Here is a 13,384-nt window from a genome sequence, read left to right on the forward strand (position 1 = left end):
AGTGGATTACATTCCCACCTGTCTACCGCTACTAAAGGTATCCGGGTTTGAGCGTTTGAGACTTTTGCGCGCATATCGTGCGAGTCAAAACGGTACCTAAGGAGCTAGTTATCAGCGATCCGCGCATTAATGAGCGTATTCGTGTCACCGAGGTTCGACTAATCGGACCTGCAGGTGAACAGGTTGGCGTTGTCCCTATTGAGCAAGCATTGAGTATGGCCCGTGAGGCAGACCTAGACCTAGTCGAGGTAGCACCGGAAGCCAACCCTCCAGTTTGCAAGGTAATGGATTACGGCAAGTTCAAGTACGAAGCCGCTCAGAAGGTTCGCGAAGCTAGAAAGAACCAGGTCAACACCGTGCTGAAGACGGTTCGTTTCGGTCTAAAGATCGACGATCACGACTACAACACCAAGGTTGGACAGGTTCGCAAATTCCTCAAGTCCGGCGACAAGGTGAAGGTGATGGTTGTCTTCCGTGGTCGCGAGCAGTCACGTCCAGAGATGGGTGTGAACTTGCTTCGCAAACTAGCGGATGAAGTAACCGAATTCGGAGCCGTGGAGTCGAACCCTTCGATTGATGGCCGCAACATGGTCATGGTCATCGGGCCGTTGAAGAACAAAGCAGAGGCAAGGGCCGAAGCTAAAAAGGCCCAAGCTAAGCCTGCACAGGCCGAAGCAACACAAGAGAACTAAGGAGAGATCATGCCGAAAATGAAGACCCACTCGGGCGCCAAGAAGCGTTTCCGCTTTACCGGCAGCGGCAAGCTGATGAAGCAGCAGATCAACATGCGCCACAACCTGGAGCACAAGTCGTCAAGACGCACCCGTCGTCTAAACCAGGACCAGGTAGTGTCCCCAGCAGATTTCAAGAAGCTAAAGAGACAGCTCGGCCGCTAGCCGACGCTTAGAAATAGGAGTAGAAAATGGCAAGAGTAAAAAACGCCGTCAACTCGCTGAAGAAGCGCCGTGTTGCGCTTGAGCGCGCTCACGGTTACCGCGGCCAGCGTTCACGTTTGTACCGCATGGCAAAGCAGCAGCTACTGCACTCGTTGGTTTATGCATACAACGACCGCAGAAAGAACAAGGGTAACTTCCGTCGCCTTTGGATCCAGCGCATCAACGCAGCTGCTCGTCTAAACGGCATGACCTACAACCGCTTTATCCAGGGACTAGCGCTTGCTGGTATCGAGGTTGACCGTCGCATCATGTCTGACCTAGCTATTCACGATCCAAAGGCTTTCGCGTCTTTGGTTGCATCTGCAAAGGCAGCACTGCCTAAGGATGTAAACGCGGCCAAGGTTAGCTAATGCTAGACAGCCCCAAATCCGAAAGGGTGAAGGGTGTCGCACGACTTCAACAAAAAGACGCCCGGTTAGAAACCGGGCTCTTTTTGCTTGAGGGACCTCAAGGGCTCAAGGAGCTTTGCAAGCAACCAGAGCTGGCTCAAGAGGTCTTTGCGACCGCTGCAGCTCTAGATCGTTACGAAGACCTATTTGACCAGCTCTATGACGCCTCGGTTCCAATCATTGAGGTCTCCGATTTGGTTATGGAGAAGCTCTCAGACACCAAGACCCCACAGGGTGTTGTTGCCGTTGTTTCACAGTTTGACGTCAGCCTTGAAGAGTTGCTTGCATCTGGACCGCAGCTGATTGCAATTTTGGATCAGGCTCGCGATCCCGGTAATGGTGGCACCGTGTTGCGTGCCGCGGACGCCGCAGGCGCTGATGCAGTAATTTTCACCACTGATTCAGTAGATCTCTACAACCCCAAGTTGGTTCGTGCCACCGCCGGAAGCATTTTGCATGTGCCGGCCGTCGTTGAGCAGGACCCTGCCGCTTTGGTGACCGCCCTAAAGGCGGCTGGAATACAGGTCTTTGCCGCCAGTTCAGGCGGAAAGCTGATTACAGAAATGAGTCAGGCGCTGTCCAAACCAACAGCTTGGATTTTTGGTAATGAGGCTCACGGAGTATCACCCGAAATGCTGGAAATGGCGGATGAGGTTGTTGCCCTGCCGATCTTTGGAGCTGCAGAATCGCTAAACCTTGCGACAGCAGCTTCAGTTTGCCTGTATGCCTCAGCGTTTGAAATGCGAAGCAATCGCTAAACTTTAAAAGTGTCTGAACAACTAACAGCCGAAACGGTAAGCCAAGCGCTTGCTTCCTCGCTCGCGCTTTTGGAAAGGGCAAATAGTTTTCAAGACCTAAAAGCCGTAAAGGCAGCTGCCGTTGGCGAGGATTCGCCACTTTCCAAACTAAACGCCCTGATCAAAGCGCTACCTGGCGATCAGAAAGCTGAGGCGGGCAAGCTAATTGGCGCGGCCCGTGCTGAACTAAATGCTGCGTTCACCTCAAAAGAATCCGAGCTGCAGGCTGTTGCAGACGCCGAGGCCTTGGAATTGGAGCGCGTTGACATAACTGCTTACCCAAGAGTTGCTCCCAAGGGTGCAAGGCACCCGCTGTCGCTGTTGATGGATTCGATCAGTGATGTATTCATCGGCATGGGTTGGGAAATTGCCGATGGACCAGAGCTTGAAAACGAGTGGTTCAACTTTGATGCACTGAATTTCCACCCGGACCACCCGGCACGAGCCATGCAGGACACCTTCTTTGTAGCCCCGGTCGAAAATCACCTTTTGCTTCGCACTCACACCTCTCCGGTGCAGGTGCGCTCGTTACTAGAGCGCGAATTGCCGCTCTATGTGCTTTGCCCTGGTCGGGTATTCCGCACCGATGAGCTGGACGCTACCCACACCCCGGTGTTCCACCAGGTAGAGGGCCTTGCGGTTGACAAGGGCTTGACGATGTCAGATCTCAAGGGAACGCTTGAGCACTTTGCACGCGTGATGTTTGGCCCAGAGGCCAAGATCAGATTGCGCCCAAGCTTCTTCCCATTCACTGAGCCATCGGCAGAGTTGGATGTTTGGCACCCAGGTGCAAAAGGTGGGGCTCGCTGGGTTGAGTGGGGCGGCTGTGGCATGGTGAATCCAAACGTTCTGCTGGCCGCCGGCATCGACCCTGAGGTTTACACCGGGTTCGCTTTTGGCATGGGTATTGAGCGCACTCTGATGTTCCGCAACGCCGTTCGTGATATGCACGACATGGTCGAGGCCGATGCTCGCTTCTCGCAGCAGTTTGGCTCGGTGATCTGATGAGAGTCCCATTGAGTTGGTTGGCTGAGTTTGTAGAGCTGCCAGAGCATGCCACCCCAGACGATGTCATGGCCCAGCTGGTCAAGGTTGGACTGGAAGAAGAAGGCTCGCACGGAGGAGACATCCGTGGCCCAATTGTGGTGGGCAAGGTTTTGGAGTTTGTTGAAGAACCGCAATCAAATGGCAAGACCATTCGCTGGTGCCAGGTTGAGGTTGCACCCGGTGTCGTCAACGGCGTGGTTTGCGGTGCAAGAAACTTCTTCGAAGGCGACAAGGTTGTCGTCACTCTGCCAGGTGCTGCGCTTCCTGGTGGCTTTGAAATTGCGGCCCGTAAGACTTATGGACACGTTTCCGACGGAATGATCGCATCCTCCAGAGAGCTTGGACTTAGCGATGACCACGAGGGAATTCTTAGGCTTTCAACCCTTGGACTTGACCCTGAAGTCGGTACCGATGCCCTTGAGCTACTGGGCCTAAACGAGTCTGCCGCTGAGGTAAACGTCACCCCAGATCGCGGTTACTGCCTCTCGATTCGCGGCATAGCGCGCGAATACAGTCACGCATCTGGAGCAAAGTTCACCGATCCAGCAACCAAAGTTTCGGCAAAGGTTGGAACTGGCTTTAGCGTCCAGGTCCAGGAAGATGCTCCAATCCACGGCGTTCCAGGCGCTTCGATTTTTACAACCCTTGGTGTCTCTGGAATTAACGCCGATGCCTCAGTTCCAAGCTGGATGGCAAATCGTCTGAAGCTTGCCGGCATGCGATCGATTTCTATTGCGGTGGATATCACCAACTACGTGATGTTGGAGCTTGGACAGCCGATTCACGCTTACGACCAAGACAAGCTCTCAGGTGGCATCACCGTAAGGCGCGCTAAGGCAGGCGAACAGCTTCAAACTTTGGACGAAAAGGTCCGAACTCTGCACGCCGAAGATCTCTTAATCTGCGATGACTCGGGACCGATTGGTCTAGCTGGCGTTATGGGCGGAGCTTCCTCGGAGGTTAGCTCAACCACCAAGAAAGTGCTGATTGAAGCTGCTTTGTTTGATCCAATTTCGATTGCCCGCACTGCGCGCAGGCACAAACTCTCTTCCGAAGCATCCAAGCGTTTCGAGCGCGGTGTTGACCCAGAGGTCGGCCCAATTGCCGCTGCACGGGTAGCGCAACTTTTGATTGAACTTGCCGGCGGTCAACTCAATGGAGTTGGTTCGAGTTACCGGATTGACAATCCAAAGATCGAGATCGAGTTGCCGTTTGCTTTTGCGTCGCAATTGGTTGGAGTCGACTACGCCAACCAGCAGATCTTGGATCTTCTGCACCAGATCGGTTGCGAGCTCAAAGTTCACGACGACGCTGTGACGGTTACTCCTCCGAGCTGGCGACCAGATATTCGTCACAAGACAGATTTGGTCGAAGAGGTAGCCAGACTTTCCGGTTACCACCTGATTCCTTCAAGAATTCCTGTTGCACCTCCGGGTCGAGGCCTAACGCCGAGACAGCAATTCCGTCGCAGAGCCCTAGCTGGTTTGGCTGGAGCTGGATTCACCGAAGTCTTGAACTACCCGTTCTACTCAGAGCAGCAAAACCGTGAGTTCTCACACAGCCCTGCGCTCAAGTTAGAGAATCCAATGCAGGGGGATAGTCCGGAACTTAGGAACAGCCTTATTCCAGGACTGCTGCAAGCGGCTGCCAGAAACCTTTCTCGTGGAACAACCGACCTGGCTTTGGTTGAAGAGGGCTCGGTGTTCTTGCCAGCTCAGGGCGCTCCGACCACTTCACTTCCGGTGGGTAATGTTCGCCCAAGCTCTGAGCAACTCGCTCAGCTGAATGCTTCAATTCCGGTTCAGCCAAGGCACCTAGCGGGCGTAGTTCTGGGTGATTGGATACCGCAGGCACCTGGGCAGCAAGCTGTTCAATCGGGTTATCCGCAGGCAATTTTGGCTGTTGAGCAGATCGCTAGAGCTGCCGGAGTTCAGTTTGAAATTCGACAGGCGACTCCATTGGGATTCCATTCAGGTAGGGCCGCAGAGGTCTTGGTCGCAGGAGAGGTCGTCGGCCACCTTGGGGAAGTTGCACCATCACTAACTGCCGAGTATCACCTTCCAAGACGAGTAGCGGCTTTCGAGGTAAATCTTGAGGCGCTATTCGCTCACGCTCCAGAAGTTCTGCAGGCTGCGGAGCTTCGCGTGATGCCAGCTGCCACCCAAGATCTCTCGCTTCTGGTGAGTGCTGATGTGTCGGCCGCAGACCTGATGCGGGCAATTCGTGAGGGCGCTGGAGAGTTGCTTGAGGATGTTTCGCTAGTCGATGATTACCGTGGTGAAAACGTTCCAGCAGGTAGCAAGTCCGTTACCTTCAGCCTGCGCTTTAGGGCAACAGATCGCACCTTGACGCAGGCCGAGGCAACTTCGTCCAAAGAGGCAGCAGTGGCTTTGGCAAGTCAACAATTTGGCGCAACCCTAAGGGCGTAGATGGTATTCAACGTTGCAGTAGCTGGAGCCAGCGGTTATGTCGGTGGCGAATTGCTGCGCCTGATAGCTATGCATCCAGAACTTGAACTGGGAGCGGTAACTGCCAACACAAATGCCGGTCAACCACTGTTGGCACTGCATCCTCACCTCAAAAGTTATGAAGATCGGGTTTTGGTAGAGACCAGCAAGGAGAGCCTTGCAGGCCACGACATTGTGTTCTTAGCGCTTCCGCACGCCACTAGCGCTGAAGTAGCCGCCTACCTCCCGGAAAGCGTTCTAGTTTTGGACTGCGGTGCAGACTTCAGGCTTGAGGATTCCAAGGCCTGGGAAAAGTTCTACGGCACCGCACATGCTGGCACTTGGGCTTACGGAATGCCGGAGCTCACTTTGGCTAGTGGTGGAACCCAGCGTGAGAACCTGCGCGGGGTTAAGCGGGTAGCGGTTCCTGGTTGCAATGTCACAGCAATCACACTGGCACTAGCACCAGCGCTTACGGCAGGGCTAATTGAACCAAAGGACATCGTTTCGGTTCTTTCAGTTGGAACTTCTGGTGCGGGAAGAAGTTTGAAAGTAGACCTACTGGCCAGCGAAGTTCAAGGATCGGCTCGTGCGTATGGTGTTGGGGGAATCCACCGCCACACGCCAGAAATCGAACAGAATTTGGCACACGCATCGGGTGCGGATGTGAAGGTTTCCTTCACACCGGTCTTGGTTCCAATGTCCCGCGGAATTTTGGCAGTGAACACTGCAAAGGTGAGCGCTGGCTTTAGCTTTGCGAAGCTGGTTGCTGCCTACGAACAGGCTTACGGTTCCGAAGTATTTATTCAGGTACTAGCTGAGGGACAGCAGCCCAACACCTCCTCGGTTTTAGGAGTGAACACCGCGCAGATTTCACTCAGTTTTGATGAGTCGGCGCAACGAGTTGTGATTGTGTCTGCAATTGACAACCTGGTGAAGGGAACTGCTGGAGCCGCAATTCAGAGTATGAACCTTGCACTTGGCTTACCCGAAACACTAGGTCTACCGATCGATGGAGTTGCGCCGTGAGCGTGACCTTTGCCCAAGGCTTTGCCGCAAGCGGCGTGGCCTGTGGTCTGAAATCATCAGGCAAGAAGGATCTCGCAGTAGTCGTGAATCAGGGACCGCTGCGACTAGCGGCTGCCGTCTTTACAACTAATCGTTGTCAGGCAAATCCAATTCTTTGGTCCAAAGAGGTCATCAAAGATCAGCAGGTCTCGGCGATTGTTCTGAACTCCGGCGGTGCTAATTGCTACACCGGACCGCAAGGTTTTCAAACCACTCATGCCACAGCGGAAGCTGTGGCTAATCACCTGGAGGTTTCAGCTTCGGATGTATTGGTTTGCTCCACCGGCCTAATTGGCGAGCAGCTCGATCGTGAAAAGCTATTGGACGGCGTGAAGAGTGCTGTTGATTCTTTGAATCACGATGGTGGCGTAACTGCCAGTGAGGCCATCATGACCACCGATTCGGTTGCTAAGCGCGCTGAAGCTGAATCTTCCAGCGGCTGGAGAATCGGTGGCATGGCCAAAGGCGCAGGAATGCTTGCTCCGGGACTTGCAACCATGCTGGTGGTAATTACAACGGATGCGGTAATTGAACCTGCAGAGTTGGATTCAGCGCTGAGAGCTGCCACCCGAGTTTCTTTCGATCGTTTAGATTCCGATGGCTGCATGTCTACCAACGACCAGGTGACGTTGATGGCCTCAGGTGCTTCAGGGATTGCGGCCGAGCCAGCTGAATTTCAAGAGCTTCTAACCTCGGTTTGCAAAGAACTTGCTTTGAAATTGCTCGATGATGCCGAAGGCGCATCGCACAACATCCACATCACCGTGGAAGGTGCGGCAAGTGAAGACGACGCTGTTGAGGTTGCTAGGTCGGTAGCTCGCAATAACTTGTTCAAGGCGGCAATCTATGGCAACGACCCCAACTGGGGTCGAATTCTTGCAGCGGTGGGAACCACTAAGGCTGAGTTTGATCCCTACAACATTGATGTCGCCATCAACGGAGTTCTTATCTCAAGTCAGGGGCAACCAGCAGGGGATAGGGGCTTGATTGACCTAGCCCCTCGCAAGGTGGATATCAACATCAACCTAAATGTCGGTGATGATTTCGCAACCGTGGTGACTAATGATTTGACCCACGAATACGTCGAAGAGAACAGCGCATACTCCAGCTAATGATTCCTGCCAACCCAGACCAAGCGCTCGCCCGCATCAAGGCAGAGACTCTAATTGAGTCTTTGGATTGGTTGCGCGAGTTTCACGGGCGAATTGTGGTTGTGAAGTTTGGCGGAAATGCAATGGTCGATGAGGCTTTGCAGACTGCCTTTGCGCAGGACATGGCATACCTAAGATTTGTCGGTATCAAGCCGGTGGTGGTTCACGGCGGCGGCCCACAAATCACCGCTCGTCTTGCGGAGCTCGGCATTCAAAGCGAGTTTAGGCACGGCTTTAGATACACCGACGAGCAAACCATCAAGGTTGTTCGCGATGTGCTGAGGAACCAGGTGAGCAAACAGCTTGCGGAGTTGATTGAGGCCTCTGGAGCGCAAACCGTGGTGCTTTCAGGTGAGGATGACAACTTATTCCGGGCCGAGAAGGTAACCGCTTCGACACCCGATGGTGAAGTTGATTTAGGTTTGGTGGGCGAGGTCCGCACCGTGAATCCAAGAAGCGTGCTGCAGGCCATCGACGCCGGCAAGATTCCGGTGATCTCAACCGTTGCACCCACGGTTTATGGTGAGCTACTAAATGTGAACGCAGATTTGGCAGCCGCCTCCTTGGCGGTAGCCCTCGGTGCAGAAAAACTCATGGTGTTGACTGATGTCCCTGGGCTCTATGCCAACTGGCCAAAATTAGACTCACTGGTATCTGAGATCACCGCCGTCGAATTGCGAGAACTTATTCCAGCCTTGGAATCTGGCATGATTCCAAAGATGCAGGCTTGTCTTGAGGCCGTGGAGGGCGGTGTGCCAAAGGCACACATTATTGACGGCCGGCAACCCCACAGCATTCTGCTTGAAATCTTTACTGAGTCCGGTGTCGGCACTCAGGTGACCAACTAAGGACCGACGTGACTAGACACTTTCTAAAAGATGATGACCTGACCCCACAAGAGCAGGCTGAGATTCTCGAGCTGGCCTTGGAACTAAAGGCCAATCGTTTTGCACACAAGCCATTTGCAGGTCCACAGACCGTTGCGGTTATCTTTGATAAGACTTCCACTCGAACCCGAGTCTCATTCGCAACAGGCATTGCTGATCTTGGGGGAGTGCCGCTGATCATTGATAGTGGTTCTTCGCAGTTGGGCAAAAAGGAATCGGTTGCGGATACCGCTCGAGTTCTAGAACGTCAGGTAGCGCAAATCATTTGGCGCACCTATGCCCAAGCAGGGCTTGAGGAGATGGCAGCAAATTCCAAAGTTCCTGTCATCAATTCGCTTTCCGATGACTGGCACCCTTGCCAGCTTTTGGCAGACCTACTCACAATCAGAGAAGAGTTTGGCAAGACCCAAGGGCTCAAGCTTGCCTACATTGGTGATGCTGCCAACAACATGGGTAACAGCTATCTCGTGGCTAGTGCGCTGGCGGGTATGAGCGTTTCGATTGGCGCTCCAGCTGGTTTCCAGCCTGCTGCCGAGGTGGTAGCAAGGGCTCAGGCAATAGCAACGCAGTTTGGTCAGCAAATCGAGGTTTTCGAAGATCCAAGTTTGGCTGTTGCCGCAGCAGATGTAGTTACCACCGACACCTGGGTTTCTATGGGCATGGAAGACGAGAAAGAGCAGCGAGTGAAGCTGTTTGCCGGCTACACGGTTGATGCAGCACTTATGGCAAAGGCCAACTCAAACGCAATCTTCCTGCACTGCCTGCCCGCCTATCGCGGCTATGAGGTAGCCGCTGAGGTGCTTGATGGTCCGCAGTCAAGAATCTGGGATGAGGCAGAGAATCGCCTGCACGCTCAGAAGGCCCTAATGCTTTGGCTCTCAAGGCAAAACTAGACTTAGCTAGATAAAGAAGTAAGAGGACAGATGGCACAGAGCAATGACTCCCTTTGGGGTGGACGTTTCGCGTCTGGCCCAAACGACGCATTGGCAGCCCTTTCTCGTTCTACGCACTTCGACTTCCGATTGGCTCCCTATGACTTGCGCGGAACCAGTGCTCACATAAAGGCACTTCACAAGGCTGGCTATCTTTCCGCTAGCGAACTTTCAACTCTGGAGAACGCAATTGGTCAACTGCTGAAAAGAGTTTTGGCCGGTGAGTTTGCACCGTTACCCGCGGAAGAAGATGTGCACGCAGCTTTAGAGCGTGGTCTTATCGAAATCGCAGGCAAAGAAATAGCCGGCAAGATTCGCGCTGGTCGCTCGCGCAATGACCAAATCGCCACGCTGATTAGATCCTTCCTGCTTGATGCTGCGGTCGAGATTGAAAAGCAACTGCACGCTTATCTCGCAGCTCTGGTTTCGCAGGCAACCAAACATCGCGGTGTTGCAATGCCTGGACGCACTCACTTCCAGCACGCCCAACCGGTATTGCTGTCGCATCACCTGTTAGCACACGCCTGGCCGATGGTTAGAAACTTGGAGCGCCTTAAGAACTGGCGTGAGCGGGCAAACCTTTCGCCCTATGGCTCTGGCGCACTTGCCGGAAACACGCTTGGGCTTGATCCAAATCTGGTTGCGCAAGAACTTGGTTTTGCCGGGGTCACTCAGAACAGCATGGATGCCACTGCCTCGAGAGACGTGGTCGCCGAATTTAGCTTTATCGCAGCGATAATCGCGGTTGATCTTTCTAGATTTGCCGAGGAGATTATTGCTTGGTCCACTTTTGAATTCGGGTACGTCAAATTGGACGATGCTTTCTCAACAGGATCCTCGATCATGCCGCAGAAGAAGAACCCTGATATTGCGGAGCTTGCCAGGGGCAAAGCCGGCAGGCTGATTGGTAATCACGCTGGGCTGCTGGCAACCCTCAAGGGTTTGCCGCTGAGCTACAACCGTGATTTGCAAGAGGACAAAGAGCCGGTTTTCGACTCGGTGGACAACCTGTTATTGGTTTTGCCGGCCTTTTCCGGAATGGTTGCAACCCTTACTTTCAATACCGAGCGGCTGGAGACACTTGCGCCTATGGGCTATTCGCTGGCCACAGATGTCGCGGAGTGGTTAGTCAAACAAGGCGTTCCATTTAGAGACGCTCACGAGATCACCGGTGAGCTTGTGAAGTTCTGCGAGCAGCACAACATGCAGCTTCAAGAGCCATCCGATGCTCAGCTCGCGGCAATCTCTAAGGACCTCACCCCGACGGTTCGTGAGGTAATCGACGTTCAGAGCGCTATTTCTTCAAGAAACGGAGCGGGCGGGACCTCATTATCCGAGGTGGACACCCAGCTTGGAACTTTGAATAAATTGCTAGCGGGGGAGAAGTAATTGGCGAGCGCAGAAACTATGAGCCGACAGCACAATGACTCATCCTTTAGCCACATTTTGGATGAGCTGAAGTGGCGTGGTCTGGTAGCGCTGTCAACTGACGAGGAAGCACTGCGGAAAGAGCTTTCGGAAAACTCGATTACCTACTACTGCGGCTTTGACCCAACTGCCCCTAGCTTGCACCTTGGAAACCTAGTACAGCTTTTGACCATGCGTCGGTTGCAGCTGGCTGGCCACAACCCGCTGGCACTTGTTGGTGGAGCAACCGGTCTGATTGGTGACCCAAAGCCAAATGCCGAGCGCACGCTAAATGACAAGGCGACGGTTTCCGAATGGGTCAGCCGCTTGGCAGCCCAGACCGAGCGTTTTTTGGATTACCAGGGGCCTAACAAAGCGCGTCTGGTCAACAACCTGGACTGGACACAGAACTACAGTGCACTTGATTTCCTGAGAGATGTCGGCAAGCACTACCGTGTGGGCAAGATGCTCGCAAAAGATGCTGTGTCGGCTCGACTAAATTCAGACAGCGGCATTAGCTACACAGAGTTCAGCTATCAGATATTGCAGGGACTGGATTTCTTGGAGCTAAACCGCCGCTATAACTGCGTGCTGCAAACCGGCGGCAGTGACCAGTGGGGAAACCTAACCTCCGGCACTGATTTGATTCACCGAGTTGAAGGATCCTCGGTTCACCTCATCGCAACTCCGTTGATTACCAACTCTGACGGTAAGAAGTTTGGCAAGAGCGAAGGCAACGCTATTTGGTTGGATGTCGAACTTACTAGCCCCTATGCGATGCACCAGTTCTGGCTCAACACCGATGATGCAGATGTAATTGATCGCCTAAAGGTGTTCACCTTCCTAACCAGGGCCGAGATAGAGCAGTACCAGCAGCAGGTTGAAGCTGAGCCATTCAAGCGCGAGGCCCAACGTCGGTTAGCCTTTGAGGTGACAGAGCTGGTGCACTCCCAATCTGAGGCCGTGGCGGCCCAGGATGCAGCCATAGCGCTGTTCGGAGCGGGAGATATTCGCTCACTTGATGCAAAGACTCTGCGTTCAGCGCTCGATGAGTTGCCAAATGCCGAGGTATCGAAGGGTTCCTTGGTAGTTGATGCTCTTTTGGCTACTGGGCTGTGTGAGTCCAAGTCAGAGGCTCGCAGAGCCATTGAACAGGGTGGAGTCTCGGTCAATAAAACCAAGATCGATTCCGATACAGCGGTTCTGGATGATGTTTTAGACGGAAATCAGGCTGTTTTAGCTCGCGGTAAGAAGTCGTTAGCCGGGCTTTTTTTCTGATTTGTTGACCCAACACGCCGTTTCTGCCCTCGATTTGACAGCTTTACCAAATCGTGACTAAGCTCATGCGAGTTGTCCAAAGTTTGGCAAGATCCGATTGAGATCGCCGGCTCAAGTTACAACAGTCTTAGTCCAGAAACTAGCCCTTGTGGCTTGCAATTTTTGCGTCTAAGATTTAGGTCTCCCGCTGAGATAACTGGTGGAAATTCCTTGGAAACGAGGGGTTGACACAGTGTGTCAAATCGGTAGACTTGAAAAGTTGCTCTGGAGTTGACCCGCGAGGGAAAGCCAGATGCATCCGATCTTTGAGAACTCAACAGCGTGCACAATGTCGATGCCAAAAACCTCGGCTGGAACTTAGGTTCTGGCAGAGATTCCTTTTGGATAAAGATACAAAACATGAATTGTCAGTAGACAGTTCGAAAGCCAAATCAAATTGATCACCCCCTTTTCCGGGGTGTTCGTAGAAGCTTGCCTAACTTGTAGGCAGAATGATTTTTACGGAGAGTTTGATCCTGGCTCAGGACGAACGCTGGCGGCGTGCTTAACACATGCAAGTCGAACGATGAAGCTGGAGCTTGCTCCGGTGGATTAGTGGCGAACGGGTGAGTAACACGTGAGCAATCTGCCCTTGACTCTGGGATAACTGCGGGAAACTGTAGCTAATACCGGATATTTTCCTTGGTGGGCATCCACTGGGGAAGAAAGAATTTCGGTCAAGGATGAGCTCGCGGCCTATCAGCTAGTTGGTGAGGTAATGGCTCACCAAGGCGACGACGGGTAGCCGGCCTGAGAGGGTGACCGGCCACACTGGAACTGAGACACGGTCCAGACTCCTACGGGAGGCAGCAGTGGGGAATATTGCACAATGGGCGAAAGCCTGATGCAGCAACGCCGCGTGAGGGACGAAGGCCTTCGGGTTGTAAACCTCTTTTAGCAGGGAAGAAGCGAAAGTGACGGTACCTGCAGAAAAAGCACCGGCTAACTACGTGCCAGCAGCCGCGGTAATACGTAGGGTGCAAGCG

Annotated in this window: 12 protein-coding genes and 1 rRNA gene; all 13 read left to right on the top strand. The window is 53.4% G+C overall.

The window, feature by feature from the left end:
- Window positions 1-77 precede the first annotated feature (77 nt).
- Entirely contained in the window at window positions 78-692 is a 615-nt protein-coding gene (gene infC / locus AC128V_RS02155; RefSeq protein ID WP_482763040.1) for a translation initiation factor IF-3, read from the top strand.
- Window positions 693-701: 9 nt separating this feature from the next.
- A complete protein-coding gene (gene rpmI / locus AC128V_RS02160) occupies window positions 702-896 on the top strand; it encodes a 50S ribosomal protein L35 (RefSeq protein ID WP_213260296.1) in 195 nt (64 codons plus the stop codon).
- Between the two features lie 26 nt (window positions 897-922).
- The gene (rplT, locus tag AC128V_RS02165) at window positions 923-1,306 is read left to right on the top strand and encodes a 50S ribosomal protein L20 (RefSeq protein WP_482763041.1); all 384 of its coding nucleotides are present in this window, start codon (window positions 923-925) and stop codon (window positions 1,304-1,306) included.
- Entirely contained in the window at window positions 1,306-2,103 is a 798-nt protein-coding gene (locus AC128V_RS02170) for a TrmH family RNA methyltransferase (RefSeq protein WP_482763042.1), read from the top strand. Before rplT ends, AC128V_RS02170 begins: the two co-directional genes overlap by 1 nt.
- A 69-nt stretch (window positions 2,104-2,172) precedes the next feature.
- Window positions 2,173-3,147, top strand: a complete 975-nt coding sequence (pheS, locus tag AC128V_RS02175) for a phenylalanine--tRNA ligase subunit alpha (protein WP_482763050.1) — start codon at window positions 2,173-2,175, stop codon at window positions 3,145-3,147.
- Entirely contained in the window at window positions 3,147-5,618 is a 2,472-nt protein-coding gene (pheT, locus tag AC128V_RS02180; protein ID WP_482763043.1) for a phenylalanine--tRNA ligase subunit beta, read from the top strand. The genes pheS and pheT overlap by 1 nt, the downstream gene beginning before the upstream one ends.
- On the top strand, window positions 5,619-6,665 hold the full coding sequence (gene argC, locus AC128V_RS02185) for an N-acetyl-gamma-glutamyl-phosphate reductase (RefSeq protein WP_482763044.1): 1,047 nt from the start codon (window positions 5,619-5,621) through the stop codon (window positions 6,663-6,665).
- A complete protein-coding gene (gene argJ / locus AC128V_RS02190) occupies window positions 6,662-7,816 on the top strand; it encodes a bifunctional glutamate N-acetyltransferase/amino-acid acetyltransferase ArgJ (protein ID WP_482763045.1) in 1,155 nt (384 codons plus the stop codon). The genes argC and argJ overlap by 4 nt, the downstream gene beginning before the upstream one ends.
- On the top strand, window positions 7,816-8,703 hold the full coding sequence (gene argB, locus AC128V_RS02195) for an acetylglutamate kinase (RefSeq protein ID WP_482763046.1): 888 nt from the start codon (window positions 7,816-7,818) through the stop codon (window positions 8,701-8,703). Before argJ ends, argB begins: the two co-directional genes overlap by 1 nt.
- Window positions 8,704-8,711: 8 nt before the next feature.
- Window positions 8,712-9,635 carry an ornithine carbamoyltransferase gene (argF, locus tag AC128V_RS02200; RefSeq protein WP_482763047.1) on the top strand — a complete coding sequence of 308 codons (924 nt, stop codon included), beginning with the start codon at window positions 8,712-8,714 and terminating at the stop codon, window positions 9,633-9,635.
- 30 nt (window positions 9,636-9,665) lie between these two features.
- Window positions 9,666-11,063: an argininosuccinate lyase gene (gene argH, locus AC128V_RS02205; RefSeq protein ID WP_482763048.1), complete on the top strand. Its 1,398-nt coding sequence runs from the start codon at window positions 9,666-9,668 to the stop codon at window positions 11,061-11,063.
- Between the two features lie 18 nt (window positions 11,064-11,081).
- Window positions 11,082-12,359: a tyrosine--tRNA ligase gene (gene tyrS / locus AC128V_RS02210; protein ID WP_482763049.1), complete on the top strand. Its 1,278-nt coding sequence runs from the start codon at window positions 11,082-11,084 to the stop codon at window positions 12,357-12,359.
- A 497-nt stretch (window positions 12,360-12,856) separates the two neighbouring features.
- Window positions 12,857-13,384: ribosomal RNA gene (locus tag AC128V_RS02215) — 16S ribosomal RNA — on the top strand; the annotation flags it as partial.

This window comes from Aquiluna sp. (assembly GCF_965064355.1).